The organism is Paenibacillus apis (assembly GCF_018333295.1).
GTDB lineage: Bacteria > Bacillota > Bacilli > Paenibacillales > Paenibacillaceae > Fontibacillus > Fontibacillus antibioticophila.
Genome location: NZ_BORS01000004.1, coordinates 184999 through 211065 on the forward strand (window position 1 = coordinate 184999; position 26067 = coordinate 211065).

Consider the following 26067-nt stretch of genomic DNA (forward strand, 5'->3'; position numbering starts at 1 on the left):
AGGCATTTCAGCAAAGAAGGTGTGCAGACAATGAGAGTAATATCAGGTCAAGCCCGCGGGAGAACGTTGAAGTCGGTTCCCGGCATGGGAACAAGGCCGACTACAGATAAAGTCAAGGAGGCTCTGTTCAGCATGATTGGGCCTTATTTTGACGGAGGGCAGGCATTGGATCTGTTCGCTGGAAGCGGCGGCTTGGGAATTGAAGCGTTGAGCCGGGGGATGGACAAGGCTGTATTCGTTGATTTGGAGTACAACAGCATCGAGGTGATCCGCGCCAATTTAAAGGCAACCGGCTTTGAGCAGCAGGCAGAGGTGTACAAGAATGATGCGGAGCGGGCGCTAAAGGCGCTTGCCAAGCGCGGTGCTTCGTTCGATCTTGTCTTTCTGGATCCGCCATACCGATTGAAGCATGGAGACAAGCTAATGGATACGATGGACAGCCTGAATCTGTTGAATACCGGCGCAACAATAGTGCTTGAATATGAATCTTCCTATACATATCCGGAAAGACCGGGTTCTTTTATCGAGCTGCGCAAAGCACTATATGGTGAAACTGCCGTCTCCATTTACAGCTTTGAAAAAGAAGACACGGTCCGGCAAGATGCCGGACAAGGAGGAGAATGATGGAACAACCTTTTCCAACACCGAGGGTTGCGGTGTACCCTGGGAGCTTTGATCCTGTGACGAAGGGCCACATGGATATTATCCAGCGGGCTTCCCGCCAGTTTGACAAGTTGATCGTGGCCGTACTGAATAATTTGAGCAAGAAGCCGTTGTTCACGGTGGAGGAACGCAAGGAACTGCTAGCCGCTTCGACGAGCCATCTGCCGAATGTGGAGATCGATAGCTTCCGTGATCTGCTGGTCAATTACATGGACTACAAGCAGGCGCATGTCATTGTTCGCGGAATCCGTTCTGTAACCGATTTTGAATACGAGCTTCAGCTGGCTTCGACCAATCATAAGTTGAACAGTGAGGTCGAGACGATCTTCATGATGACCAACCCGAAGTATTCTTATCTTAGTTCCAGCGTGGTAAAAGAAATTGCCTGCTTCAACGGAGATGTGTCGGATCTGGTGCCGTCCGAGGTTGAGCAGGCATTAATAGCGAAATATCAGAAGCCGCAAGGCTGAAGCCTGTCATTCATGAAATCAGCGGATTCTGAGCCTGCGGAGCCAAAGAGCTATGCAGATGCTTCCTGCCAGTATGGCGGCTAGCAGCAACGATTGAAGCTGGAGCATACCGGCTATTTGCTCCCAGGTTGGCAGGGGCGTATAGCTCGTGATGTCAGGATCAACGGAAGCGGTATTAATCCCTGAGGCGGCCGGCAGTGTGCCGGGGAACCAGCGCAGCAGCGGTTTCCATAGCACCAGGGCGAGCAGACAGGCATAGGCCGCATGGATCATTCGGTAGAGAATAAAGCTGCGGATGCCGATTCCCGCGGGATATAGAATCGAGCGAACCTGAAGCAGCGCACAAAGCCCTCCCCAGCCCAGCATTGCGGAAATCCATGCAGCAAGTACGGATGGCGGAAGGGCCATTTTTGCTGCGGTATAGGCCCCTAAATGAAGCTCCAACAAGCCCGACACCAGGGCTTGTGGCAAGAAAGAGGGCCATGCGCGGGTTAAGACATGAATGACGACGGCAAATATCAGCATGTAACCGCCGATGTTCATTAAGGTCTGAACGCTTTTACTTACGGCATCCCCTAGAAGCTTTCCGAAGCTGCGCCCGTCCTCCTCTTGCGCCCGTCTCATTTCCGAGAAGACAAGATGCAGGATTCCTTTGTTTTCGGAAGGCTTGGAGGAAGAAGGGAACCTGTTGGAGCTGCCGGGACTGGTTCCGCTGCTCCTCAGAGTCGCTGCTGCGCCGAGCCCTGCGAGCCAATGGATCCCTAGAAGCAGGAGGCCAAGTGCGGGTGAGCCGATGAAGCCCGTGCCAATGACGACGGTCAACAGCATCGGGCTTCCGAAATGAGCCGCGGCGGCCATTCGTTCCGCTTCTTTAGAGGTTATTTTTCCTTGCTGATATAAAGAAGCCGAAGCTGTCGCGGCCGCCGGAAATCCAGCGATCAACCCTAAGGGGATCACATAGCCTGCCAAGCCGGGCAAACCGAGGATACGGCGGGTGAATGGCTCCAGGAGCACGCCAAGACCTCGTGCAAATCCGCTTGCAAGGACAATTTCGGTCAGCACGAGAAAAGGAAGCAATGCAGGAAAGACGATGCGCCACCAGATTGCCAATCCTTGACCGGAGGCCTTGAAGGCTTCACTGGGGGCGTATACGATACAGATCACAAGAATGACGGCGGCCAGCCCGAACACTAGCGTAGAGCTGAGACGGCCGGCCGTTGAGGAATTGCTGGGCAAGGCATTCACCTTCCTTGGCTCTCGTAATGGGTCGTTGTGATAATCTAACAAGTACAAGTCTTAGCTATACCGAATATATGCTGAAGCTGGGGCAAGCATGACTCTTCAACAGCAAGCGTAGTAACAGAGGAGGACAGGAAATGCGCAGAACCCGATCGCCCGTAATCAAGGCGGGCTTATATGTAATTTCTATAGCTATTCTGGTCTATGTGGTGGTCTATATGCCCACTCCTTATATGGTGAACCAGCCGGGCACGGCGGAGGAAGTGAAGCCGATGGTTACGATCATCGGAGGAGATACAGAGGAGCAAGGCACCTTTATGCTGACTACGGTATCCGTGAGCTATGCTAATTTGGCGCTGCTTTTATCGGCTCAATTCAAGCCTCATGCTGAGATTGTTCGCAAGGAGCCCGACAGAAATGACGAAGAGTATCAAACCCAGCAAAGATACTACATGAGCACTTCCCAATCCAGTGCGATTATGTCCGCGTACCGACAAGCCGGAATCGAATATGAGGTGGTTCCCGAATATGTATTCATCGTCGGATTTTCTGATGCGATTACACCGAAGGGCGACTTTCATCCGGGTGATATTCTCAAGGAGATTAATGGCAGTCCGATCGGCAAATTCGAGGATTTGTCAGGTCTTCTGAAGGGGATGGCTCCGGGTGATCAGGTGGAGCTTACGTATGATCGGGGCGGTAAAATAGCTACCCAGAAGGTCGAACTGGTGAAGATTAGCGAGGAAGATGGCAATATCAGAGCCGGCTTGGGCGTGACGGTGGGCGAGGTTCGGAAAATTGAGCCGAAGGATGCGGATAAAGAGGTTCAGTTCGCAGATACTCGAATCGGCGGCCCTTCCGCCGGGCTCATGTTTACACTGGAGATCTATAATCAGCTAACCCCTGGCGATCTGAGTAAAGGCTACCGGATCGCCGGTACCGGAACGATGTCTGAGGATGGTGCCGTCGGCCCGATCGGAGGCGTAAAGTTTAAAATTGTTGCCTCGGATCGGCAGGATGCGGATATTTTTTTCGTCCCGGAGGGCAATTATAAAGAGGCAAAGACCAAGGCCGACGAGATTAAAAGCGAGATGAAGCTCGTGCCGGTTAAATCAGTACAGGATGCGCTGGATTATCTGGATGGTTTGGAGCCAGCGGCATAAGGGTGACTGGGGCCGAACAGCCGCCCCTCATGCCCCGCAGTCACCAATAATTAAAGACTGGGGCGGATTGGCGGCTGACGGTATTCTCTCAGCAAGCCTTCTGTAGTTCGGGGACTATAGCTGTTGGCATATACGGCAGCCGCTTGCAGATCAAGCTCTAGCTGGTCTCCGCTCATTCCTGCGACCCTGGTCAGCACAGGCAGCAGGGCAGTTTTCTTCATTTTACGAAGCAGCTCCCGGCCTGCATCATTGAAGCCCAACACGCGCAGGTATTCAGGTCCGGCAGACAGAGAGGACTCCGAAAGCTTGCTCCGGTCATGCTGCAAAAGAATATGAGCAAGAGTGCGCTGGAGCTTGGTGCGGGTATAGCGCTTGGTCTTGATCTGATCGAGCAACTGCTCCACGCTCGGCGAGGTTAGCTTGGGGAGAGCTTGCTTGAAGCGGTATTCAAGTCCTTCGGTCATGTCATACAGACCGGAGAGCTGCTGGGGCGAAGCCAGCAGCAGCTGGTGGAACAGCTGGGGCGCGAAGCTCTCCCAGCTGACCGGCCCGCGGCCCGCGGCGAATTCGCGGGCCAGGATTTGCGCCGTGCTCGGCGGCATGTAGGGCGCTGCGGCCGCGAGGCCGACGCCCGACAGCAGTGACCGCACGGCGGTAGCGCTGGCGATGTCCGCAGCCTGCGGCGCGGCATCATGGTACCCCGCGGCATAGCGCCGCACCGTAAGCGGCGCTATGCCGCTCTGCAGCCGCCGCAGCGCGATCAGGTAATGCAGCCCCAGACTATTGTTGGGCTGCATCAACAGCTCGCGCGCTGCGGCGGCATGCAGGCCCGCGCCGGCGCAGGTGCGCTCGGCTGCGGCTGCGTAGGCGGCGGGATAGCTCGCCCCGGAGGCAAGCTCCTCGGCTACCGCCGCCTTCATGTCGGCGCTCTCGTCCGCCAGCCGCTCTGCGAGCGGCTGCAGTGTCTCGAGCGCCCCCGCTTCGCTGCCGAAGCACAGATGCGTCACGACGCCGGTGGCGTCGAGCAGCGCGGCGGCGCCATAGGCGAACCATTCCGCCGGCTGCAACGCATAGGCGACCGGCAGCTCCAGCACAAGATCGACGCCGAGCGCGAGCGCCATCTCTGCACGAGCCCACTTGTCGACGATGGCCGGCTCGCCGCGCTGCAGGAAGTTGCCGCTCATGACGGCGACCGCGGTATCCGCCCCCGACAGCCGCTTTGCTTCGGCGAAGTGATAGGCATGCCCATTATGTAGCGGGTTGTATTCGACGATTAATCCAACGGTTTTCATGCATTCATCACCCTTTAGAGGTAGTTCAAAAGTCAACTTTTGATCACGAAGTGTTTTCAAGAGGTTGATTCGACATCGAATCTTACGTTCACCCTAGAAGTCCAAGCGGATGCTTACGAGGTATGCTTCCTTTGGAAGCATTTCGCTCATGTAGGTTCTGCCTACACTCTTAAGTATAGAATATACCATAGGAATGGTTTTTGTCGGAAAGTCACGGATTGATATGGGTCAAATGGTAAACTAAACGCCTTACGGCTGTTGACAAAACTTGCTCGGAATCGGTATAATAATTTTTGTTTGTTTGGAGTGATATTTCATGATTTTGCAACTTCGACAATTGGCTTCATCCGATCGACCGGTGGATCTCCATCAGGAGCTGGATATAAGCCATGTGATCAAGGGACGCAAGGATATCGCCGGCGCGGGGCCGCTAAAGGCCGACCTGCGGGCTGCCTCTTCTGAGGGAGGAGTCGTCCGTGTAACCGGAAACCTTGGAGGCCAGTTGGACATGTTCTGTTCCAGATGCCTGAAGCCCGTGAGCCACAAAGTTGATATTCCATTTGAAGAGAGCTTCAAGCAAAGCGATCATCCGGACAGCGAACCGGAGGACGGGGAAGAAGAGGTTACCTATGTGACGGAGGACCAGCTTAATCTGGTGCCGTATATCGAGGAGGCCTTGCTTCTGAACTTGCCTTACGCTGTAATTTGCAGTGATGATTGCAAAGGGCTTTGCCCGATTTGCGGAACCGATCGGAATGAGCGGGATTGCGGCTGCAATACGGAGAGAATTGATCCTCGTCTGGCCTCGCTCGGCGATTTTTTCAAAAAGTAAACAAAGCTTGAAGTGAACGGTTTGATCTGATTAAGGAGGTGGGAACCATGGCAGTACCTCAACGGAGAACGTCCAAAACGCGCCGCGACAAACGTCGTACGCATTTTAAATTGGCTGTGCCGGGCATGGTAAAATGTGAACAATGCGGAGAATTGAAGCTTGCTCACCACGTATGTAAAGTATGCGGAACATACAAATCTAGAGAAATTATCAACCAATAAGATAATGATTCTAGGAACCACGAATAGTATCTCATTCTTTTGAGATACTATTTTTTTGCCATTTATGAGGTAGTTCAAAAAGTCAACTTTTGATCACGAAGTATTCCAAGGGGATGATTCAGCGTCGAATCTTGCGTTCACCCTCGAAGTCCGGTACTCATGTAGGTTCTGCCTACACTCCGCTCCTCCTTCTTCGGGTTCTCGCAACCTTCTCGGTGCTGAAAAGCTGACTTTTTGAACTTACACTTTATGCTTGATTCGCTGTGATTCGGATGATGAATGGGGAAGAGTCTCTTTCTTTTTGAAGGAAGATGTTTTATACTTGGATTTAGTACCTGGTTCTAAATTAATGATATCTCAGAGTATCCTTAGATATAAACCTGGTTGTTCAGGGGGTGTTGTCCATCGAACGCGTGCCGAAGAAAGAACGCCAGCAGCAGCTGGTGAAGCTGATCGAAGATAATCCGTTTATGACAGATCAGGAATTGACGCGTCATCTCAAGGTAAGCATACAGACCATTCGGCTTGACCGTCTGGAGCTTGGAATTCCCGAGCTCAGGGAGCGGATGAAGCTGATGGCTGAACGCTCATACGATCAGGTCAGATCGCTGCCGCTTCATGAAGTGATCGGGGAGGTCGTCGACCTGCAGTTGGATCGAAGCGGGATATCCATCTTTGAAATCCGCGAGGAGCATGTCTTCTCCCGGACAGGAATTGCCCGGGGCCATCATGTGTTTGCCCAGGCGAACTCACTGGCCGTGGCTGTCATTAATGATGAGATTGCCCTGACTTTCTCTGCGGACATTCGATTTATCCGTTCCGTGCATCTGGGAGAGAAGTGCATCGCCAAGGCTTATGTGCGTCAGACGCCGGAGCTGAAGGGGAAAGCCAAGGTTGAAGTGTTCACTTATGTGGGTGAAGAGATGGTGTTCCAAGGAAACTTTGTCATTTACCGGTCCACCGGGGATGACAACCAAGGGTAGAGGGAGGAAACTTGCATGCGGATCGCAATTGATGCGATGGGCGGTGATCACGCCCCGAAGAGTACGGTGGAAGGGGCGCTTGCGGCGGCCAAGGAATGGAGCGATATCGAGCTTATTCTAGTAGGCCGAAAGGAAGAGCTGGAGCCGTTGTTGAAGGAAGCTCCGGCGAACATTACGCTTCATCATGCCGAAGAGGTGATCGAGGCTGAGGATGAACCGACAAGAGCGGTTAAACGCAAAAAGGATGCTTCGATGGTCGTTGCCGGGAGATTGGTTCATGATGGTTTGGCGGATGCGATGATATCGGCAGGTAACACGGGGGCGCTCATGACCACAGGACTGTTCGTGGTAGGCCGGATGGAGGGCATCAAGCGTCCTGCGCTGGCTCCGATGATCCCTACGCTGGACGGGCGAGGTGTATTGGCACTAGACCTGGGAGCAAATATGGATTCCAAACCGGAATATCTGGCCCAATTTGCCGTGATGGGCAGCATTTATCGCCGCAAGGTGCATGGACTGGAAAATCCCCGCGTAGGTCTTCTGAATGTCGGAACAGAGCCGGGTAAGGGGAATGAGCTTACAAAGGCGGCCTATCCGCTTCTGGAAGGATTGCCAATTAACTTTGTAGGCAATGTCGAGGCGCGTGATGTGCTGACAGGAGCTTGTGATGTGCTGGTGTGTGACGGCTTTGCCGGTAATATTTTGCTGAAATCGCTGGAAGGAACGGCTGGTGCGCTCTTCTCCTTGCTCAAGCAGGAGTTCACCAAATCGCTCAAGAACAAGCTCGCGGCCGCAGTACTAATGCCTTCTATGCGGGGATTGAAGCAAATGATGGATTATAAGGCGCATGGCGGGGCACCCCTGCTTGGACTTGGGGGTCTTGTGCTCAAGGCTCATGGTTCATCTGACGGGGAAGCCTTCATGAATGCGGTTAGACAAGCGCGTGAAGCGGTTAAAGCGAAGCTCAATGAAAGTATAGCGGAAGAAATCAGCAGAGAGCAGGTGGAACAATGAATACAATCCGGCCGATTGGTATTATCGGGTACGGTAAATATGTGCCTGAACGAATCTTGACGAATGCAGATATGGAGAAAATGGTAGAGACCAACGACGAATGGATCGTTTCGCGTACAGGAATCCGCGAGCGTCACATCGCAGCGCCGGAGCAGGCTACTTCGGACCTGGCTTATGAGGCGGCTGTTCAGGCGCTGAAAACGGCGGGAATGTCGGCGGAGGATCTGGAATTGATTATCGTAGCTACGATAACTCCGGATACCTTCTTCCCTTCAACCGCTTGTATTTTGCAGGATAAGCTGGGAGCGAAGAAGGCGGCGGCATTTGATTTGTCCGCAGCCTGCTCCGGGTTTGTGTATGGGATGGCTACGGCCAATGGCATGCTACAGACAGGGATGTACAACAATGCGCTCGTTATTGGAGCAGACGCGTTGTCCCGGATTACGGATTATACCGACCGCAACACCTGCGTGCTCTTCGGAGACGGTGCCGGCGCTGTCGTGCTGGGCGAGGTTTCGCCAGGCAGAGGCTTCCTTTCCTTTGATCTCGGGGCGGAAGGCTCGGGCGGAAGCCTGCTCAAGCTGGAGGCCGGCGGTTCCCGGCTGCCTGCATCGGAAGAGACGATTCAGGATAAGAAGCATTATATTTACATGAACGGACGCGAGGTGTTCAAGTTTGCGGTTCGTGTAATGGGGACGGCAACCGAAGAGGTTCTGCGCAAGGCCGGAAAGGGCAAAGAGGATATCGATCTGTTCGTTCCGCATCAGGCGAATATCCGGATTATTCAATCCGCTATGCAGCGTCTCGATTTGCCTGAGGAGAAGTGCGTGATCAACGTTGATAAGTACGCGAACACCTCGGCAGCGTCGATTCCGCTTGCGCTGGTAGAAGCGGCGGAAGAAGGACGGATGAAAGAGGGAGACACGATTCTGCTCGTAGGCTTTGGCGGCGGGCTGACTTGGGGAGCTTCCGTGCTTGTGTGGTAATGACATGAATCTGAGTGTAGCAAGGAGTTGCTAAAGGAATGGGGAAAATCGCATTTGTATTTCCGGGGCAAGGCTCCCAAACGGTCGGAATGGGGAAGGATCTCTACGACCAGCTTCCGGAGGCCCGGTCCAGATTTGAAGAAGCGAACGAAGCCTTGAGCTTTTCGTTGACAGGCCTTGTATTTGAGGGCCCGGAATCCGAATTGAAGCAGACGGCCAATACACAGCCTGCGCTGCTGACCACAAGCTATGCATTGTATGAAGCCTTCGCGGCGAAAGGAATCAAGCCTGATTACTTGGCCGGACATAGTCTTGGAGAATACAGCGCTTTGGCGGCCTCTGGCGTGCTTTCTTTTGAGGATGCGGTCAAGATTGTCCGGGCCCGCGGCCAGTTCATGGAGCAGGCTGTGCCTGGAGGGCAAGGCGCTATGGCTGCTGTGTTAGGTGCAGAACGTGAAGCTCTGGCTGCACTGTGCGGCGAGATATCCGACAGCGGCGCTGTCGCTGAGCTGGCTAACATCAATTGCCCGGGACAAATCGTCGTATCCGGGGCAAAAGAGGGGATCGAGCAAGTGACGGCCAGAGTCAAAGAGATCGGTGCCAAACGGGCGATTCCGCTGGAGGTTAGCGGACCGTTCCATTCATCATTGATGAAGCCGGCATCCGAACGGCTGGAGGCTAAACTGTCTGAGGTCGCTTTCCATGACGGGACTACTCCGGTAGTTGCTAATGTAACGGCCCGGCCGGTGCAAGAGGCTTCCGAGATTCCTTCCCTGCTTGTCCGTCAAGTCTACAGCCCGGTATTGTGGGAGGACAGTGTAGCTTGGCTAATCGAGCAAGGCGTGGATACTTTTGTAGAGATCGGATCAGGCAGCGTGCTGACCGGCTTGATCAAGAAGATCGACAAGTCGGTCCGGCTGTTTAACGTCAGCAGCTTGGAAAGCCTGGAACAGACCGTTGCGGAGCTGGCAACTGTATAAGTTAAGCTAAAAAAGCTGCGCTGCGTAGAAAAAGGAAAAAGTGTGAAGTCGGATAGACGAAAATCGGCTTAAGACAAGGCATCGTGAGGTCAGGGCATAAGTGTGAAGGGTTGTGAAGAAGCGTCAGCGTTCGCCTTTGTGAGCGGATTTCATCCTAGTTAGAACTTAGTCCAATTTTAGAAATCTGCGAACAACAGCGATCGTAGCAACTCTTCACACGTTGCCTTCAGCGCATGAAAGTTGGCTTTAAAGTGAATTCCAGGAAAGGAGATGAACAAGAAGATGGCAAAATTGCTTGAGGGACAAACGGCTCTTGTAACGGGAGCATCCCGCGGCATCGGCAGAAGCATCGCGCTGGCGCTGGCGGAAGCGGGGGCTAATGTGGCGGTGAATTTCGCCGGGAACGAGGCTGCCGCCGCTCAGGTTGTATCCGAGATTGAGGCGATGGGCGTCAAAGCCTATGCGGTTCAAGGGCATGTCGGCAGCAGCGAACAGTTTGAAGCGATGGTCAAGGGCGTGCAAGAGGCCTGGGGCCGGATCGACATTCTGGTGAATAACGCCGGCATCACGAGAGATAATCTGATTATGCGGATGAAAGAGGAAGAGTTCGATCAGGTGATCGAGACGAACCTGAAAGGGGTCTTTAACGGCATCAAGGCAGTCACTCGCCCTATGATGAAGCAGCGCAGCGGGCGGATCATCAACATTTCTTCGGTTGTGGGTGTTTTGGGGAATGCCGGGCAGGCGAACTATGTTGCCGCAAAGGCCGGTGTTATCGGTCTAACTAAGTCTTCAGCCCGTGAACTGGCTTCCCGCGGCATTACGGTCAACTGTATCGCTCCCGGCTTTATCGAGACCGATATGACGGACCAGCTTCCGGCAGATATTAAGGAAGGCATGCTGGGAAGCATCCCGCTGGCGCGTCTTGGCAAGGCTGAAGAAGTTGCCAAGGTGGTTGTATTCCTGGCTTCTGATGCGGCATCCTATATGACCGGTCAAACGCTGCACGTAGACGGCGGTATGTACATGTGACTTGCTTCCAGGGGTCTATGGCATTTTAGAATTAATTCTCGTATAATACCAAGGAGGAGGTGAACCGGAAATGTCCGATGTATTGGATCGCGTAAAACGCATCGTAGTGGATCGCCTTGGCGCTGATGAGGCTGAAGTGACGCTCGAAGCTTCTTTTAAAGATGATTTGGGTGCTGACTCCCTCGATGTCGTGGAATTGGTCATGGAGCTCGAAGACGAATTCGACCTGGAAATTTCAGACGAAGATGCAGAGAAGATTACGACCGTAGGTGAAGTTGTAAGCTACATACAATCTCATACCTAAAGTCATCTACAAAGTCCCGTACCTTCTTATCAAGCAGGCGGGACTTCTCCTCATCTTTGGAGATTGGCCAGTGTCAATTTGAACGATATTACACATGAAGTCTATAAGAGGTGAATGTGTTGAAGCATAGAGTGGTAGTTACGGGAATGGGTGCAGTGACAGCGTTAGGGCATGAGCTGGACGCATTCTGGAATAATTTGATTCAAGGCAAATCCGGCGTGTCTCTCGTTGAAGCCTTTGATGTCAGCGAGTATCCGACCCGGATTGCAGCTTCCGTAAAGGATTTCAATCCGGAAGATTATGTAGATCGCAAGGAAGCCAGAAAGATGGACCGTTTCGTTCAGTTTGCAGTAGCGGCTGCGACCAATGCGCTTAAAGACAGCGGCCTGCAAATTGGCGAAGATGCTGATCCCGACCGGGTAGGCGTGATGATCGGTTCGGGAATCGGCGGACTTGGCACCTGGGAGGATCAGCACGATGTTCTGGTGCAAAAGGGACCGAAACGGGTCAGCCCGTTCTTTATCCCGATGATGATCGCGAACATGGCTTCCGGCCATGTATCGATCCTGTTCGGAGCCAAGGGACCGAACAGTACGGCGGTGACTGCGTGCGCGACCGGAACTCACTCCATCGGCGACTCGTACAAGCTGATTCAACGCGGCGATGCCGATGTAATGATTTGCGGAGGCGCGGAAGCAACGATCCGTCCGATGGGGATGGCCGGCTTCTGCTCGATGCGGGCTATGTCTACCCGCAACGACGAGCCTGAGAAGGCGAGCCGTCCGTTTGACAGCGAGCGTGACGGATTTGTCATGGGCGAGGGCTCGGGCATTATGATTCTGGAATCGCTTGAGCATGCGCAGAAGCGCGGAGCAAAGATTTACGGCGAAGTGATCGGATACGGTCTCAGCGCAGACGCTCATCACATGACTGAGCCTGACCCGAATGGTCCGGAACGCTGCATGAAGATGGCGATACGAGATGCTGGCATCGATCCGGCTGAAGTGGACTATATTAATGCGCACGGAACCTCGACACCGGTCGGTGACCGGTCAGAGACTATTGCAATCAAGAATGCGTTTGGCGATCATGCTTACAAGCTTGCCGTTAGCTCAACCAAGTCGATGACAGGTCATCTGCTAGGTGCGGCTGGCGGTGTGGAGGCTGTAATCTGTGCCTTGACGCTGAATAACGGAAAAATTCCGCCAACGATTAACCTGGAGCATCCTGATCCTGAATGTGATCTGGATTATGTACCGAATGTTGCTCGGGAGGCTGATGTGAAGGTGGCGATGTCCAATTCCTTCGGTTTTGGCGGACACAATGCAACACTTATTTTGAAGAAATTCGAAGCATAAGGGGACAGTCTGTTGAGTGAGGATTTGAAGCAACTACAACAAAAACTTCAACTGGCATTCCGGAACAAGCAATTGCTTAAGCAAGCATTTACCCATGCTTCCTATGTCAACGAACATCGGTTCAGCCAACAGGAGGATAATGAACGGTTGGAATTTCTCGGCGATGCGGTGCTTGAATTAACGGTATCCGAGCATCTGTACCGGATCTTTCCTGATCGTCCTGAAGGCGAATTGACGAAGCTGCGCGCAGCGATTGTCTGTGAGCCTTCTCTTGTCCGGTTCGCGGAGAGCCTGGAGTTCGGCAAATATGTGCTTCTTGGTAAAGGGGAGGAGCTGACAGGCGGCAGAACGCGCCCGGCCTTGCTGGCCGATGTGTTCGAATCGTTCATCGGTTCCCTGTATCTGGACCAGGGGCTGGAGGCAGTGACGAAGTTCCTGCACAGCTTTGTATTCACCCAGATCACCTTCGACGGCAAACTGCAGACGACCGATTACAAGACCGAGCTGCAGGAGCTGACCCAGCATCATAATATGGGGGCGTTGGAGTACCGCATCATTGAAGAACGGGGACCGGCGCACGAACGGGAATTTGTCTCTGAGGTGTTCATGGAAGGTGAAGGGCTTGGCCGAGGTAGCGGCCGTTCCAAGAAAGAAGCGGAGCAGCAGGCTGCTGCTGTTGCGCTGGAACGGTTGAAGCAGAGCCAATTGGATTAGTCTTTTAGGGTAAATACGCATAGGGCTGGCCGGCATCGTTGCGGCCAGCCTTTTTAATGGGAAGAAGGACAGTTTCATGACAATGCTTGTGACTTCTGTGCCTGTCCGACAAGCCTTTCAATATGATACAATAGGGCTAGAGGTGATCGTGAAGGTATGTTTTTGAAACGGATCGAGCTATCAGGCTTTAAATCCTTTGCCGACAAGACGGAAATGGAATTCGTCCGCGGTATTACCGCCGTGGTTGGACCTAACGGAAGCGGCAAGAGCAACATCTCAGACGGAATCCGCTGGGTTCTGGGAGAGCAGAGTGCCAAGAGCTTGCGCGGCGGCAAGATGGAGGATATTATCTTCGCCGGCAGCGATGCCCGCAAAGCGGTTAACTATAGCGAGGTGTCCTTGACACTGGACAATAGTGATCATGTGCTTCCGCTGGATTTCAATGAGGTTACGGTAACCCGGAGGGTGCACCGCAGCGGGGACAGCGAATATCTGATCAACAAGCAATCCTGCCGGCTGAAGGATATTACGGAGCTGTTCATGGATACCGGGATCGGCAAGGAAGCTTATTCGATTATCGGACAAGGACGGATCGAGGAAATTCTGAGTACCCGTTCCGAGGATCGCCGGGGCATCTTTGAAGAGGCATCCGGTATTGTCAAATACAAGAGCCGCAAGCGAGAAGCACGCCGGAAGCTTGACGAGACGGAACAAAACCTGCTGCGTATTCACGATCTGGTCAGTGAACTGGAGGACCAAATCGGCCCGTTGAAGGATCAATCCGAAAAAGCGCTGAAGTATAAAGAGCTTCGCGAGCAGTTGAAAAATAAAGAAATATCGCTCTATGTTCATCAAATTGAACAGATCCATACAAGCTGGAGCGATGCCAATACGAAGCTGAACCGGCTGAAGGAAGATCAGACCGCCTTGTCTACGGTAGTGTCTGCCCATGATGCCGGGCTGGAGAGCGACAGACTTGCTCTTCGCCAGATTGAGGACAAGATTGAGCAGTTGCAAGGTCAATTGCTTGAATTCAGCGAAAGCTATGAGAAGAATGAAGGCTATGGCGAGCTGCTCAGGGAGCGAGCCAGAAACCTGGTGCAAAACCGGGAACAGCTGCGCCAGTCTCTGGAGGTTAGTGAACAGCGCTATGCTCAGCGTGCAGCGGAGATGGAGGAGCTTGCAGCCAAGGTTGCGGCTGCCGAGAAGCAGCTGAACGAGCTGCGAACCCAGCTTTCTGCAGAGGAGGCTAAATTAGCCGGGGTCACAGGCGGGATCAGTCAGGCTCAAGAGGAAGGACTGAAAGGTCAGCTTCTGGAGATTATGAACCTGATGGCCCAGACTCGCAATGAAGTCCGTTATGCCGAGCAGCAGAAGGAGGACGTACAGCGCCGGATGACCCGTTCTGAAGAAGAAGGGATCAAATGGCAGGAAGAGCTGGAACGCTTGAAGGCGAAGAAGGCGGAGCTTGAGCAGGGACTTGCCGGACTCGGCGAGGAAATATCTGCCCTGCGGGGGAAATATATCTCCGAGAGCGAGCGGGTTCAATCCCTGGAGAAGCTGGTGGAAGAGAGCCGAAGCGGGATCCGCAAGTGGGAGCAAAAGCGTGAAGCGCTGATTTCCCGAAGAGATACAATGAAGGAAATGGACGATGATTTCGACGGCTTTGCACTTGGGGTCAAGGAGGTGCTTAAGGCAGCTCGCAAATCTGCGCTTCATGGCGTGCATGGCGCGGTTGCCGAATTGATCACCGTTCCCGAGAAGCTGGAGATCGCTGTGGAGACTGCGCTTGGCGCGGCCATGCAGCATATTGTGATGGAGAACGAAGCCGTCTCGCGTCAGGCTATCGCATTTCTGAAGCAGCGGCAGCTGGGACGCGCTACATTCTTGCCGCTGGACGTTATACGACCGCGTCAAATCTCGCCGGCCGATAAGCGTCAGATGGAGGATGCGGATGGCTTTGTGGGCATCGGAGCCGACCTGGTCGGTTTTGAAGCGCGCTATGGTGATATTGTCGGCAGTCTGCTCGGGAATGTCGTGTTTGCTACGGATTTGGAACGTGCCAATAAAATGGCGGCACGCTGCCAATACCGTTTCCGGATCGTAACCCTGGAAGGCGATGTGGTCAATGCCGGCGGTTCGATGACCGGGGGCAGCCAGCATCGCAAGAACAGCAATCTGTTGGGAAGAAAGCGCCAGCTGGAGCAGCTTGCGGCGGATATTGCCGAGAGTGAAGCTATGCTGGACAAGCTGCAGAAGGGACTTGCCGATGTGCGGGAGCAGCTCCAGAGCGCAGAAAGCGGACTGGAAGGCCTGCGTGAAGCGGGTGACCGCAAGCGTGCGGAGGAGCAGACGGTGGCAGGCGACCTGAAGCAGCTTAATCACGAATGGCGCCATGTGTCCGAGCAGTTCGAATTGTATGGCCAGGAAAAGGGACACTATCTGAAAGAGCTGGAGAACCTGGATAAGGCCAAGGCTGATGCCGAGCAGAAGCTGGTACAGCTTGAGCGGGAGGAGCAGCAGGTTCACCAGTCGATTCATGCGGCTGAATTTGCTCGCAAGGCGAATGAATCGGCGAAGGAAGAGCTTCAGGATACATTGACCGAGCTCAAGGTCAAGGAGGGCAAGCTCGACCAGGAATGCTTCTCGGTTCGTGAGCAGCTTCGCCGCTCCGAGGAAGATTGCACGATCATGAGACGCGAGCTGGAACAGAATCGCGCGATTATGCAATCCATCGAGGCGGATCTGAAGCAAAATGAAGAGCAAAGCGTCACGCAGCGGGAAGACTTGAATGATTTCAAGCTCAAGAAGGAGCGCGCTGGCGAACAATTGGAACTGGAACGGGCTTCCCGCGCCGCCCTGGTTCGCAAGCTTGAGGAAGGCGAGAGCGAGACCAAGGAACAGCGTATCGCGTTAAGAGCGGTGGAGGAGCAGCTTCGCCAGACCGAGATTCAAGCCAACCGGCTTGATGTGGAGCTTGATAATATTCTTCGGAAGCTGGCGGATGATTATGAGCTTAGCTATGAACGGGCCAAGGTCCTCTATCAGGTGCCGGAGGATGTGCCTCAGACCCAGAACGATGTCCGGGAGCTGAAACGCCAGATCACGATGCTTGGCGAGGTCAATCTGGGGGCCATTGAGGAATACCAGCGAGTAAATGAACGCTACGAGTTCCTCAGCGAGCAGAAGAATGACCTTGTTGAAGCCAAGACGACGCTTTATCAGGTGATTAAGGAAATGGACGATGAAATGTCCAAGCGCTTTAAGACGACCTTCGATGCCATCCGCCGGGAATTCTCGATCGTCTTCACCAAGCTGTTCGGCGGCGGCCGTGCGGATTTGATCCTGATCGATCCGGAAAACCTGCTGGAGACCGGAATCGATGTGGTAGCTCAGCCGCCGGGTAAGAAGCTGCAAAATTTGCAGCTGCTGTCGGGTGGAGAACGGGCGCTTACAGCTATGGCGCTGTTGTTTGCTATTTTGCAGGTGAAGCCGGTGCCGTTCTGTGTGCTTGATGAGGTTGAGGCGGCGCTTGATGAAGCCAATGTGGCGCGTTTTGCCCAATATTTGCGCGAGTTCTCCGAGCAGACCCAGTTTATCGTAGTCACGCACCGCAAAGGGACGATGGAGGAGGCGGATGTACTGTACGGCGTAACGATGGAGGAAGGCGGCGTATCCAAGCTCGTATCCGTCAAGCTGGAGGACGAAGAGACGATGGAAATCGCCTAAGGGATATTTCAGGAGGGAAGCCATGAGCTTTTTTAAGAAACTGAGAGAGAGTATTGCTACGAAAACCGAGACGGTGACCAAGCAGTTTAAGGACGGCCTGGAGAAGAGCCGCAAAGGCTTTGTCGAAAAGGTAAGCGACTTGATCACCCGCCGCAAGAAGATTGATGAAGAATTCTTCGAGGAGCTCGAAGAGATTTTGATCGGTGCGGATGTCGGCGTGAACACGGTCATGAAGCTGGTTGAAGAGCTGCGCGGCGAAGTAAGAAAGCAGCGGATCGAGGATCCGGCGGAGCTGCAGCCGATTCTGTCGGAGAAGCTGGTGGAACTGCTGCGCGGAGATGAAGACAATGAAATCGCGATGAGCCCGGATGGAATCACGGTGATTTTGTTTGTCGGGGTGAACGGGGTTGGCAAGACCACAACGATCGGCAAGCTGGCCCATCATTTCAAGCAGCAGGGGAAGAAGGTCATCATGGCCGCAGGGGATACGTTCCGTGCCGGTGCGATTGAGCAGCTGGAGGTATGGGGCACCCGCGTTGGGGTCGAGGTGATCAAGCAGCAGGCTGGAGCTGATCCGGCAGCAGTGATGTACGACGCCGTTCAGGCTGCCAAGCAGCGCGGAGCAGATATACTGCTCTGTGATACCGCAGGTAGACTGCAGAACAAATCGAACCTGATGGAGGAATTGAACAAAATTTTCCGTGTCATTCAACGGGAAATTCCTGGCGCACCGCATGAGGTTTTGATGGTACTGGATGCTACAACCGGTCAGAATGCGCTTAGCCAGGCCAAGCTCTTCGGCGAGAAGAGCGGCGTCACCGGGCTGGTGCTGACCAAGCTGGACGGTACGGCGAAGGGCGGCATTGTTATTGCGATCCGTCAGGAGCTGAGCTTGCCGGTGAAGCTGGTAGGTCTCGGCGAGAAGATGGAGGATCTGCAAAAGTTCGATTCCGAGCAGTTTGTGCACGGGTTATTCGCAGGACTTATTGCTGAAGATCCCGAGGAAGCCGAGGAGACGAAGTAGCCTTTACGTGGGAGTTCAAAAAACCTCTTTAAGGGAATAAGCGTCACATGTACGGATGCAAAAGCATACATTTTCAACAAGTTCGTTTTTAAAAGGAGGTGGAGAGGATGGCCAACACACATACTTATCCGCGTCGAGAAGAAGTCGCCAATGCCATCACTCATGGAATCGGCGCACTGCTCAGTGTTGCTGCACTGGTGCTGCTGATTGTCTTTTCTAGTATCAAAGGTACGGCTTGGCATGTGGTCAGCTTTACGATTTATGGTGTAAGCATGCTGCTGCTTTATACGAGCTCGACGCTGGTTCACAGTTTCAAAGAAGGTAAATTGAAGGATCTGTTTGAGATCTTCGACCACTCCTCCATTTATATCTATATCGCAGGGACCTATACTCCATTTATGCTGGTAGCTGTTCGCGGACCGCTTGGCTGGAGCCTGTTCGGCATCGTATGGGGAATTGCGTTGTTTGGCGTGCTGTTCAAGGCTTTTTTCACAAAAAGGTTCTTGTTCATGTCCACGATCTTCTACGTCGTGATGGGCTGGCTAATTGTAATCGCCTGGGGCCCGCTAACTGCGGTGATTCCGTCTACAGGCATTACGCTGCTGGTTACTGGCGGCATTATGTACACGCTGGGAACCGTATTCTATGTATGGCGGGCATTCCCCTACCATCATGCGGTCTGGCATCTGTTTGTTCTTGGAGGAAGTGTTACACACTTCTTTGCGATCCTGCTGTACCTGCTTCCGCATTGATCCAGCGAATGTATAAGCTGCTTTTGTTAGCGGATTTCTCCGGAGAATCAAGGTCCCGACCACGGAGAAGTCGGCAGCAAGGCGGCTTTTTTTCATGTAGCTGTGTCTCTTTTTCTTTACACGGATGCGCCTTAAAACGTGCTTTATTACGTCACTTTGAGCTGTTAAGGGAAAAGACTTGACATTGATACCCCATTTCGATATGATAAGGAACGTTGATACGTTGTAAAGTGTTTTTCCTTGACGGAGGGGGTGCCCAGATGAGTCAAGAAAATCGGCTTGAGAAGACAAACCGCATCAACCTGTTGTTTGACTTTTATGAGAAGCTGCTCACTGAGAAGCAGCAGACGTTTATGAGATATTATTTCCTGGATGACTTCTCCTTGGGCGAGATTGCTTCCGAATTCAGTATTAGCCGTCAGGCGGTGTATGAGCACATCAAGCGGGCGGAAGAGATGCTGGAGAATTACGAGGACAAGCTTGGTTTACTGCGCAAGGAAGAGGAGCGCAGTGAATTATTGACCTCTCTGGGGCAATTGATACAAGATAGTGGGATGACTGGGTTACATAAAGAAAAGGCAATGGAGCTGCTGCGCAAGGCAGTAGAACTATAAAGAAGCAATGGAGGTGATCCGATCATGGCATTTGAAGGTTTGACGAGCAGATTGCAGAACGTATTCAGCAAGCTGCGCGGAAAAGGCAAGGTGTCCGAAGAAGATGTTAACGAAGCGATGCGCGAAGTGCGTCTGGCCCTGCTGGAAGCTGACGTTAACTTTAAAGTGGTCAAGGAATTCATCGCCAAGGTAAAGGAAAAGGCCGTAGGCAGTGAAGTGATGGACAGCTTTACACCGGGCATGGTCATCATCGACATCGTAAACAAGGAAATGACGGAGCTGATGGGCGGCAGCCAGGCCAAGCTGGCGAAGAGCAATCGTCCTCCGACCGTGGTCATGATGGCGGGCTTGCAAGGTGCCGGTAAGACAACCACTTCGGCGAAGCTGGCCAAGCTTTTGCTGAAGGGCAATCATCGTCCGCTGCTGGTGGCCGGAGATATTTATCGTCCGGCAGCGATAAAGCAGCTTCAAGTATTAGGTGAACAGATCAAGGTTCCGGTCTTCACCCTTCCAGAGGGCAATAGCCCGGTAGAAATTGCGCGCCAGGCTTTGCAGCATGCGAAGGATAACGGCAATGACTATCTCTTGATCGATACGGCAGGCCGCCTGCATGTGGATGAAGCGCTGATGGAGGAATTACGGCAAATCCATGAAGTGACTAATCCGGACGAGGTGCTGCTGGTCGTCGATGCGATGACAGGGCAGGATGCGGTTAACGTTGCGGAGAGCTTCAATCAGCAGCTGACGCTGACAGGCGTCGTTCTGACGAAGCTGGACGGAGATACGCGCGGGGGTGCTGCGCTATCCGTCAAGGCGGTTACCGGCTGTCCGATCAAGTTCGCCGCGCTCGGTGAGAAGATTGATGCGCTGGAGCCGTTCCATCCGGAGCGGATGGCTTCCCGGATTCTCGGGATGGGCGATATGCTCTCCCTGATTGAGAAGGCCCAATCGAATATCGACGCCGAGAAAGCCAAGGAAATGGAACGCAAAATGCGGAATGCAGAGTTCACGTTCGATGATTTCCTGGAGCAGATGGATCAGGTGAAGAAGCTTGGGCCGATTGACCAGATCATGGATATGATTCCCGGCATGGGCAAGATGAAGCAAATGAAAGACGTTAAGGTCGATGAGAAGCAAATGGGCCGCGTTGAAGCGATCGTGCATTCCATGACCAAGGAAGAGAAGCAGAACCCGGATATGATCAATCATAGCCGCCGCAAGCGGATTGCAGCAGGCAGCGGAACGACGCTGGCTGATGTGAACCGGCTGATCAAGCAGTTTGATGAAATGCGCCGGATGATGAAGCAGTTCTCGGATATGATGGGGCCGAAGGGCAAAGGCAACAAGATGATGAAGCAGCTCACCAAAAAGGCGGGCAAAGGAATGAAGTTTCCGTTCCGGTAAGCCTTCTGGTGCATACCGGATGAAATAAATGATAGTTTGATTCTTTAAAGGAGGTGAATTTCGTGGCAGTTCGTATTCGTTTGAAACGCATGGGTGCTCATAAAGCTCCTTTCTATCGTATCGTGGTGTCGAATTCCCGTTCCCCGCGTGACGGCCGTTTTATCGAGGAGATTGGTTACTACAATCCGGTTGCACAACCGGCAGTAGTGAACATCGACGAAGAGAAGGCGTTGAAATGGCTGCAAGACGGTGCACAAGCATCTGATACCGTTCGCAACTTGCTCAGCAAAGCAGGCGTTATGAAGAAATTTCATGAGTCCAAGCTTCAGAAATAATTGCTGATTCGGAGGGTCTCTAATGGAACAATTAGTCGGCGTTATTGCGAAGGCTCTTGTTGATCATCCGGACGATGTCCGTGTGAAGACTGTGGAGAAGGATCACCTGATTGTATATGAACTGACCGTACATCCTGATGATGTCGGGAAGGTCATTGGCAAACAGGGAAGAATCGCCAAAGCGCTTCGCACGGTTGTAACATCGGCAGCCGTTAAGATGGATAAGCGGGTTACCGTGGATATCATGTCTTAAAGATATACGAAAGCGGGCTAGGAGGATTATCCTAGCCCGTTTTCGTACATGCTGAAGCTGAATGAAACGGAGCTAGAGAGTATTTTAGGAGGTAACTATGTCAGATTCATTATTGTCAGTGGGGAAAATTGTTAATACGCACGGAATTCGCGGTGAACTGAAAATTTGGCTGCAGACCGATTTCCCGGAGGTGCGCTTTGCGCCAAAGGCGAAGCTTCTAATTATGCATCCGGAGCATGGTGAGCAGATTACAGTTACCGTAGCTGCTTCAAGACCTTATAAACAGATGTATATCGTCCAATTTGCGGAATTCAATAATATTAATCAAGTTGAGAAATACAAGGGATACGAGGTGAAGGTATCCAAGGAAGAAAGCGTAGAATTGCCGGAAAATGAATACTATTTCCATGAAATTATCGGCTGCAATGTGGTTGATGACGAAGGAAAGGAGCTTGGCGTCATTCAGGATATCCTGCGTCCCGGGGCAAATGATGTTTGGGTTGTAAAGATGCCGAATCGTCAAGAGCTGCTTATTCCTGTCATCGATGATGTGGTGCTGGATGTCGATGTTGAATCCAAGCTGGTCAAGATCCACTTGATGGAAGGGCTGTTGTAGCATGCGGATGGATGTGCTGACACTGTTTCCGGAAATGTTTGAGGGCGTATTTACGAGCAGTATCTTAGGCAAGGCTCAGGAAAAGGGCATTGTGTCGCTGTCAGCCGTTAATTTCCGTCAATATGCAGGCAATAAGCATGGGACAGTTGATGATACGCCGTATGGCGGCGGAGGCGGGATGGTACTAAAGCCAGACCCGATTTTTCGTGCGGTTGAGGATTTGCTGGGTCGGACGGAGCAAGGAACGGTCCCTCGGATTATCTTGATGTGCCCGCAAGGAGAGACCTTTACACAGCGTAAAGCAGAGGAGCTTGCGCGTGAAGAGCATCTGATTTTTATTTGCGGACACTATGAGGGATATGATGAGCGGATTCGCGAGCATTTGGTGACGGACGAGCTGTCCATTGGCGATTACGTGCTGACCGGAGGGGAGGTTCCGGCCATGGTCATCATTGACAGTATTACGCGGCTTCTGCCGGGCGTGCTCGGCAATGAGTTAAGCGCGGTAACGGATTCATTCAGCACAGGACTGCTGGAATACCCGCATTACACACGGCCGGTAGAATTTCGCGGCTGGAAGGTGCCGGATATTTTACTCAGCGGTCATCATGCCAACATCGAGGACTGGCGGCGGCGGGAAGCGTTGCGAAGAACATGGCTTAGACGCCCTGATCTGCTGGAACGAATGGAGCTTTCGCCAAAAGAGCGGCAATGGCTGGAGGAGCTGCAAATAGACGAGGAGCATTAATTTCGTTGAAGCATAGAAAGCTGTCAACTTTCTTTATGTTGTTGCATATCATGCAAAGTTGGGTAATAAAAATTGGCATGATTTCAAGGCAGCAAGGAGGAAGTATAGATGGATATGGAGTACAGTTCCGAAATGGAGCAAGCGCAGGCCACACTGGGTGGCCAGCAGCAACCTACCAAAGATACAGGAATTCAGGAGGAGGAAGAGCCCCTGATTACTGTGGATGATATTTTAAACTTCTATAGCAATAGGCACTAAATAACGAGAGGCGGTTCGGAGGTCAGTAAAATTGACTTCTGAACCGCCTCTTTTATGCCTTGAACTTTCTGATCAGTCACATATTGACAACTCGAGACTATTGCGATAGTCTGTGGATATAAAGCAGACTACTGCAATAGTCTTAGAGGAGATGAAGATGACTTTATGAATAATAAGCTTTTTGATTCGGAGCTTAAGGTGATGGAGGTTTTGTGGGAACATGGAGCTATGACTGCCCGGGATATCGTAGATATATTAACGGAGCGTGTAGGTTGGAATAAGAACACTACTTATACGGTGATCAAAAAGTGTATTGAAAAGGGTGCTATTGATCGGGAAGAGCCTGGATTTGTATGTAAGCCGCTGGTTACGAGAGACGAAGTACAGCAGAGTGAAACGGAGCAGTTAATTGATAAAATGTTTGGCGGCTCCAGTGAATTGTTCTTTTCAGCTTTTCTTAAAAATCAGGGCATTTCAGAAGAGGAAGCCAAACGGCTTGCCAAGCTGATCAAGGAGGCGAAATAATATGCTGCACTTCAGGATGGATATGCCGCTGTATCTGATCGCTTTGTATGGCAGTGCTATGATTATTATCGTGTTGCTGCTTAGAAGCTTTCTGCGAGATCGCTTGCCAAAGTTTGTGTTTCCGCTGTTGTGGGGCGTAGTGCTTATTCGGTTGCTGTTTCCGTTTTCACTGTCCAGTCCGATTAGCGCGACGGTGCCTGAATGGCAGCAGCAGCAGGAGCTTTCAGACAGCTCAAGCATCTATGTAAGTGGACTTATGGAAGGAACAGTCACCACAGATGTAAGTGCTTCGGAAGCTGTGGCCTATACTACGGAGAGCTCCGACCACTTGATGGTAAACTGGTGGACTGTTTTGGCGGTTATATACGGATTAGGGGGTGCCGCCACAGCGGGAGTAATGCAATATCAAAAGCTTCAGTATTCCAGGAAATTGAAGAACAGCCTGTTAGTCGAGCATAATCAAAGCATCAACACCATTCTTAGGGACATGGGAATGGGGCATGTTTTAGTATTCACGAATGATCAAGTTGCTTCTCCTCTTGTGTGCGGTATTTTACACCCCAAGATTTATCTGCCGGCGAGCATAGATTTCCGCAACCATCAGCTTCTGCGGCATATACTTACTCATGAAACAATGCATATCAAGCGCAGAGATAATTGGCTGAAGGCAGTCATGCTGCTTGCATTATGCCTGCACTGGTATAATCCCCTGGTGTGGCTCATGTCAAAGAGCCTGGCCTCGGATTTGGAAGCTGCTTGTGATGCTGCTGTACTCAGAAAGACTGGTGCGGACGAACGGAAAAGCTATGCGTCGAGCCTTCTCACCATGGCAATCACCGGCAGCCGCCCGGCACTGCTTTATAGCGCCTTTTCCAAGACAGAAGTAGAGCGTCGCATTCAAAATGTTTTAAGCTACAAGAAGGCAACCGCCTTTGTTCTATCGGTTTCTATACTGTTTGTTCTGGCTAGCACAGTTGTGTTTGCAACCGGAGCGCAAGCCCCCTTTTCGTCGTACCTGAGCAGTTATTGCAGCAGTGATTCCTCAAGGTGGGCAGTCAAGGCGGAGCTTGCAAGAGATATCTCATTAGGTGAAAACGCAAGGCAGCGTGCTGATATAGCCATTTTGGATGTGCTGCGAGCGGATACTTCTCATGATCCTGATATTATTGTCCGGGAGGTTAAATCAGCACTGGCAAGAGAATTTAACGTAGAAAAGGGAGCTTTCCGGTTAGTAGTTGATCTTAGTCTGATGGAAGATGAGGTGCTGGAGGAGTATGCCAAAGAAGGCATTACCCGGGGGCAGGACGGATTTTATGTTTACAATGGAGAAGCAGTAAGAACCTATGAGGATGAAATGCTCGGCTCGGTGCAGACACGGGAGCAGGGCGCAGTGGATATTGCTGTACACCGGGATCGTCTGGGTCAAATTACATCTGTAATGGTGCTAAAAGAGGGAGATGCCGAATTTGATCGCCGAACGAAGGAGATACAGCGAAACCGCTATGATACGGACTCTGCCTCAAATTCTCCTGTGGTTGAGCAGACTACGGACGTTGAAGAGGGTACGGAACAAGGCTTCTTCAGATGAACAGTAAACAGTTGAAGATTCTGGCGCTGATCTCTATGTTCTTTGATCATTTTATACGTATTTTCCCGTTATCAGATGCTATTGTTCCTGTGGCGGATAGATTTGCTTCTATTGGTCTGGAAAATTTGAGCATATGGATAATGTCGTGGGTTCCACATGTTCTGATGTATTTTGGCCGAGTAGCAGCGCCTGTGTTTATGTTTTGTATTGTCGAGGGGTTCTTACATACCAGAAACATCCAAAAGTATATCTTGCGCATTTTCTCCACTGCGATTCTGGCGCAAATTCCTTATATTCTGTTCAATCTGGCAGAAAATCGATTGTATGGTATTGCCGGGGATTGGAGGGCGGTCCCCTTTAATATCCTGTTTACATTGGGATTGGGGTTACTCGCACTTTGGGGTTATGAAGAATGTAAGGGGAAAGGACATAAGCGGCTTGCAATCGGGTTCATCATCCTGGCCGGGGCTCTGGCGCGTCTGTTTCAGTTTGAAGGCAGCGAGGGATACATCTTTATTATCTTTATGTTTTACGTATTGCGAAACCGCCCGGTTTGGCAAAGGACTCTGCTCTTTATTCCCATGCTTGTCCTTGCGCGCTATAGATTGGTTGCTTATACACTGGAGAATTTGGATCTGCTACGAACCTGTATTCTGAATATACTCGGACCCTTTCTTGGTATTCTGGCAATTTGCTTTTATTCAGGTGAAAAAGGAGATACTGGCAGGAGATTTCAATGGTTCATGTACATATTCTATCCGCTTCATTTGATTGTTTTAGCTGTGATAGGATATTTAAGGGTTCCTTTTGTATGACAATCGGCGATGTCAGAAAATTATCCTATGTATTGATTTGTATACATCCGAAGAAAAACGGCTATCCAAGGCAGGGGCTACACTTCCAATGCTGTGTTGGAGGCTATGGAAACTTAGTTCAATGAGCAAGGAGGACTTTCAAACGGAGTTTCCCT

The 26067-nt window shown here is 51.9% G+C and carries 28 protein-coding genes; 26 read left to right on the plus strand and 2 right to left on the minus strand.

Going from position 1 to position 26067, the window contains the following annotated elements; genetic code table 11:
- The first annotated feature begins 30 nt into the window (after positions 1 to 30).
- Both rsmD and coaD read left to right on the plus strand, forming a co-directional pair.
- Entirely contained in the window at positions 31 to 624 is a 594-nt protein-coding gene (gene rsmD, locus KI362_RS07650) for a 16S rRNA (guanine(966)-N(2))-methyltransferase RsmD (RefSeq protein WP_301626136.1), read from the plus strand.
- Positions 621 to 1133 carry a pantetheine-phosphate adenylyltransferase gene (gene coaD, locus KI362_RS07655; RefSeq protein ID WP_374705632.1) on the plus strand — a complete coding sequence of 171 codons (513 nt, stop codon included), beginning with the start codon at positions 621 to 623 and terminating at the stop codon, positions 1131 to 1133. The genes rsmD and coaD overlap by 4 nt, the downstream gene beginning before the upstream one ends.
- A gap of 18 nt (positions 1134 to 1151) precedes the next feature.
- Here coaD and KI362_RS07660 read toward each other — a convergent pair whose 3' ends face one another.
- On the minus strand, positions 1152 to 2369 hold the full coding sequence (locus tag KI362_RS07660) for a nucleoside recognition domain-containing protein (protein ID WP_301626138.1): 1218 nt from the start codon (positions 2367 to 2369) through the stop codon (positions 1152 to 1154).
- A gap of 140 nt (positions 2370 to 2509) precedes the next feature.
- On the opposite strand from KI362_RS07660, the gene KI362_RS07665 reads away from it, so the two are divergent.
- A complete protein-coding gene (locus tag KI362_RS07665) occupies positions 2510 to 3535 on the plus strand; it encodes a SepM family pheromone-processing serine protease (RefSeq protein WP_301626139.1) in 1026 nt (341 codons plus the stop codon).
- Positions 3536 to 3585: 50 nt separating this feature from the next.
- On the opposite strand, the gene KI362_RS07670 is transcribed toward KI362_RS07665, so the two are convergent.
- Complete coding sequence (locus KI362_RS07670) at positions 3586 to 4827, minus strand: nucleotidyltransferase (RefSeq protein ID WP_301626140.1); 1242 nt, start codon at positions 4825 to 4827, stop codon at positions 3586 to 3588.
- Between the two features lie 316 nt (positions 4828 to 5143).
- Between KI362_RS07670 and KI362_RS07675 the strand changes: the two genes are divergently transcribed.
- From KI362_RS07675 to KI362_RS07785, 23 genes are all read left to right on the plus strand, one after another.
- On the plus strand, positions 5144 to 5659 hold the full coding sequence (locus KI362_RS07675) for a YceD family protein (RefSeq protein ID WP_212938625.1): 516 nt from the start codon (positions 5144 to 5146) through the stop codon (positions 5657 to 5659).
- Positions 5660 to 5706: 47 nt separating this feature from the next.
- Positions 5707 to 5880 carry a 50S ribosomal protein L32 gene (rpmF, locus tag KI362_RS07680; RefSeq protein ID WP_018750828.1) on the plus strand — a complete coding sequence of 58 codons (174 nt, stop codon included), beginning with the start codon at positions 5707 to 5709 and terminating at the stop codon, positions 5878 to 5880.
- A 413-nt stretch (positions 5881 to 6293) separates the two neighbouring features.
- A complete protein-coding gene (fapR, locus tag KI362_RS07685) occupies positions 6294 to 6863 on the plus strand; it encodes a transcription factor FapR (protein WP_044479872.1) in 570 nt (189 codons plus the stop codon).
- Between the two features lie 15 nt (positions 6864 to 6878).
- Complete coding sequence (plsX, locus tag KI362_RS07690; RefSeq protein WP_301626152.1) at positions 6879 to 7877, plus strand: phosphate acyltransferase PlsX; 999 nt, start codon at positions 6879 to 6881, stop codon at positions 7875 to 7877.
- Positions 7874 to 8863 (plus strand): beta-ketoacyl-ACP synthase III, encoded by a 990-nt coding sequence (locus KI362_RS07695; RefSeq protein ID WP_301626153.1) that lies wholly within the window; start codon positions 7874 to 7876, stop codon positions 8861 to 8863. Before plsX ends, KI362_RS07695 begins: the two co-directional genes overlap by 4 nt.
- Positions 8864 to 8901: 38 nt before the next feature.
- Positions 8902 to 9843, plus strand: a complete 942-nt coding sequence (fabD, locus tag KI362_RS07700) for an ACP S-malonyltransferase (protein ID WP_301626154.1) — start codon at positions 8902 to 8904, stop codon at positions 9841 to 9843.
- 282 nt (positions 9844 to 10125) lie between these two features.
- Entirely contained in the window at positions 10126 to 10875 is a 750-nt protein-coding gene (fabG, locus tag KI362_RS07705) for a 3-oxoacyl-[acyl-carrier-protein] reductase (RefSeq protein WP_301626155.1), read from the plus strand.
- A 70-nt stretch (positions 10876 to 10945) separates the two neighbouring features.
- The gene (locus tag KI362_RS07710) at positions 10946 to 11179 is read left to right on the plus strand and encodes an acyl carrier protein (RefSeq protein WP_044478311.1); all 234 of its coding nucleotides are present in this window, start codon (positions 10946 to 10948) and stop codon (positions 11177 to 11179) included.
- A gap of 119 nt (positions 11180 to 11298) precedes the next feature.
- Positions 11299 to 12537 (plus strand): beta-ketoacyl-ACP synthase II, encoded by a 1239-nt coding sequence (gene fabF, locus KI362_RS07715; RefSeq protein ID WP_301626159.1) that lies wholly within the window; start codon positions 11299 to 11301, stop codon positions 12535 to 12537.
- A gap of 12 nt (positions 12538 to 12549) precedes the next feature.
- Positions 12550 to 13251: a ribonuclease III gene (rnc, locus tag KI362_RS07720; RefSeq protein WP_044478312.1), complete on the plus strand. Its 702-nt coding sequence runs from the start codon at positions 12550 to 12552 to the stop codon at positions 13249 to 13251.
- 156 nt (positions 13252 to 13407) lie between these two features.
- Positions 13408 to 16980, plus strand: a complete 3573-nt coding sequence (gene smc, locus KI362_RS07725; RefSeq protein WP_301626161.1) for a chromosome segregation protein SMC — start codon at positions 13408 to 13410, stop codon at positions 16978 to 16980.
- 22 nt (positions 16981 to 17002) lie between these two features.
- The gene (ftsY, locus tag KI362_RS07730) at positions 17003 to 18004 is read left to right on the plus strand and encodes a signal recognition particle-docking protein FtsY (RefSeq protein ID WP_044478314.1); all 1002 of its coding nucleotides are present in this window, start codon (positions 17003 to 17005) and stop codon (positions 18002 to 18004) included.
- Positions 18005 to 18111: 107 nt separating this feature from the next.
- The gene (trhA, locus tag KI362_RS07735; protein WP_301626162.1) at positions 18112 to 18756 is read left to right on the plus strand and encodes a PAQR family membrane homeostasis protein TrhA; all 645 of its coding nucleotides are present in this window, start codon (positions 18112 to 18114) and stop codon (positions 18754 to 18756) included.
- Between the two features lie 260 nt (positions 18757 to 19016).
- Positions 19017 to 19370 (plus strand): putative DNA-binding protein, encoded by a 354-nt coding sequence (locus tag KI362_RS07740; protein ID WP_301626164.1) that lies wholly within the window; start codon positions 19017 to 19019, stop codon positions 19368 to 19370.
- 24 nt (positions 19371 to 19394) lie between these two features.
- Positions 19395 to 20774, plus strand: a complete 1380-nt coding sequence (gene ffh, locus KI362_RS07745; RefSeq protein ID WP_212938614.1) for a signal recognition particle protein — start codon at positions 19395 to 19397, stop codon at positions 20772 to 20774.
- Between the two features lie 62 nt (positions 20775 to 20836).
- Positions 20837 to 21109 (plus strand): 30S ribosomal protein S16, encoded by a 273-nt coding sequence (gene rpsP, locus KI362_RS07750; RefSeq protein ID WP_044478319.1) that lies wholly within the window; start codon positions 20837 to 20839, stop codon positions 21107 to 21109.
- Between the two features lie 22 nt (positions 21110 to 21131).
- Positions 21132 to 21362: a KH domain-containing protein gene (locus KI362_RS07755; protein WP_044478320.1), complete on the plus strand. Its 231-nt coding sequence runs from the start codon at positions 21132 to 21134 to the stop codon at positions 21360 to 21362.
- A 97-nt stretch (positions 21363 to 21459) separates the two neighbouring features.
- Positions 21460 to 21978: a ribosome maturation factor RimM gene (rimM, locus tag KI362_RS07760; protein ID WP_301626168.1), complete on the plus strand. Its 519-nt coding sequence runs from the start codon at positions 21460 to 21462 to the stop codon at positions 21976 to 21978.
- 1 nt (position 21979) lies between these two features.
- The gene (trmD, locus tag KI362_RS07765; RefSeq protein ID WP_212938612.1) at positions 21980 to 22726 is read left to right on the plus strand and encodes a tRNA (guanosine(37)-N1)-methyltransferase TrmD; all 747 of its coding nucleotides are present in this window, start codon (positions 21980 to 21982) and stop codon (positions 22724 to 22726) included.
- Positions 22727 to 22834: 108 nt separating this feature from the next.
- Positions 22835 to 22984, plus strand: coding sequence for a hypothetical protein (locus tag KI362_RS07770; RefSeq protein ID WP_158297311.1), 150 nt, complete (start codon positions 22835 to 22837; stop codon positions 22982 to 22984).
- A 165-nt stretch (positions 22985 to 23149) separates the two neighbouring features.
- Positions 23150 to 23509 (plus strand): BlaI/MecI/CopY family transcriptional regulator, encoded by a 360-nt coding sequence (locus KI362_RS07775; RefSeq protein WP_301626172.1) that lies wholly within the window; start codon positions 23150 to 23152, stop codon positions 23507 to 23509.
- Position 23510: 1 nt separating this feature from the next.
- Entirely contained in the window at positions 23511 to 25097 is a 1587-nt protein-coding gene (locus tag KI362_RS07780) for a M56 family metallopeptidase (protein ID WP_301626174.1), read from the plus strand.
- Complete coding sequence (locus KI362_RS07785; protein ID WP_301626176.1) at positions 25094 to 25912, plus strand: TraX family protein; 819 nt, start codon at positions 25094 to 25096, stop codon at positions 25910 to 25912. Before KI362_RS07780 ends, KI362_RS07785 begins: the two co-directional genes overlap by 4 nt.
- Positions 25913 to 26067: the final 155 nt, after the last annotated feature.

Excerpts from the sequence above, each read along its gene's own strand:
- rsmD (WP_301626136.1), top strand. The coding sequence starts at position 31 with ATGAGAGTAATATCAGGTCAAGCCCGCGGGAGAACGTTGAAGTCGGTT.
- coaD (WP_374705632.1), top strand. The coding sequence starts at position 621 with ATGATGGAACAACCTTTTCCAACACCGAGGGTTGCGGTGTACCCTGGG.
- KI362_RS07665 (WP_301626139.1), top strand. The coding sequence starts at position 2,510 with ATGCGCAGAACCCGATCGCCCGTAATCAAGGCGGGCTTATATGTAATT.
- KI362_RS07670 (WP_301626140.1), bottom strand. The coding sequence starts at position 4,827 with ATGAAAACCGTTGGATTAATCGTCGAATACAACCCGCTACATAATGGG.
- KI362_RS07675 (WP_212938625.1), top strand. The coding sequence starts at position 5,144 with ATGATTTTGCAACTTCGACAATTGGCTTCATCCGATCGACCGGTGGAT.
- rpmF (WP_018750828.1), top strand. The coding sequence starts at position 5,707 with ATGGCAGTACCTCAACGGAGAACGTCCAAAACGCGCCGCGACAAACGT.
- plsX (WP_301626152.1), top strand. The coding sequence starts at position 6,879 with ATGCGGATCGCAATTGATGCGATGGGCGGTGATCACGCCCCGAAGAGT.
- KI362_RS07695 (WP_301626153.1), top strand. The coding sequence starts at position 7,874 with ATGAATACAATCCGGCCGATTGGTATTATCGGGTACGGTAAATATGTG.
- fabD (WP_301626154.1), top strand. The coding sequence starts at position 8,902 with ATGGGGAAAATCGCATTTGTATTTCCGGGGCAAGGCTCCCAAACGGTC.
- fabG (WP_301626155.1), top strand. The coding sequence starts at position 10,126 with ATGGCAAAATTGCTTGAGGGACAAACGGCTCTTGTAACGGGAGCATCC.
- KI362_RS07710 (WP_044478311.1), top strand. The coding sequence starts at position 10,946 with ATGTCCGATGTATTGGATCGCGTAAAACGCATCGTAGTGGATCGCCTT.
- smc (WP_301626161.1), top strand. The coding sequence starts at position 13,408 with ATGTTTTTGAAACGGATCGAGCTATCAGGCTTTAAATCCTTTGCCGAC.
- ftsY (WP_044478314.1), top strand. The coding sequence starts at position 17,003 with ATGAGCTTTTTTAAGAAACTGAGAGAGAGTATTGCTACGAAAACCGAG.
- trhA (WP_301626162.1), top strand. The coding sequence starts at position 18,112 with ATGGCCAACACACATACTTATCCGCGTCGAGAAGAAGTCGCCAATGCC.
- KI362_RS07740 (WP_301626164.1), top strand. The coding sequence starts at position 19,017 with ATGAGTCAAGAAAATCGGCTTGAGAAGACAAACCGCATCAACCTGTTG.
- ffh (WP_212938614.1), top strand. The coding sequence starts at position 19,395 with ATGGCATTTGAAGGTTTGACGAGCAGATTGCAGAACGTATTCAGCAAG.
- KI362_RS07755 (WP_044478320.1), top strand. The coding sequence starts at position 21,132 with ATGGAACAATTAGTCGGCGTTATTGCGAAGGCTCTTGTTGATCATCCG.
- rimM (WP_301626168.1), top strand. The coding sequence starts at position 21,460 with ATGTCAGATTCATTATTGTCAGTGGGGAAAATTGTTAATACGCACGGA.
- trmD (WP_212938612.1), top strand. The coding sequence starts at position 21,980 with ATGCGGATGGATGTGCTGACACTGTTTCCGGAAATGTTTGAGGGCGTA.
- KI362_RS07770 (WP_158297311.1), top strand. The coding sequence starts at position 22,835 with ATGGATATGGAGTACAGTTCCGAAATGGAGCAAGCGCAGGCCACACTG.
- KI362_RS07775 (WP_301626172.1), top strand. The coding sequence starts at position 23,150 with ATGAATAATAAGCTTTTTGATTCGGAGCTTAAGGTGATGGAGGTTTTG.
- KI362_RS07780 (WP_301626174.1), top strand. The coding sequence starts at position 23,511 with ATGCTGCACTTCAGGATGGATATGCCGCTGTATCTGATCGCTTTGTAT.
- KI362_RS07785 (WP_301626176.1), top strand. The coding sequence starts at position 25,094 with ATGAACAGTAAACAGTTGAAGATTCTGGCGCTGATCTCTATGTTCTTT.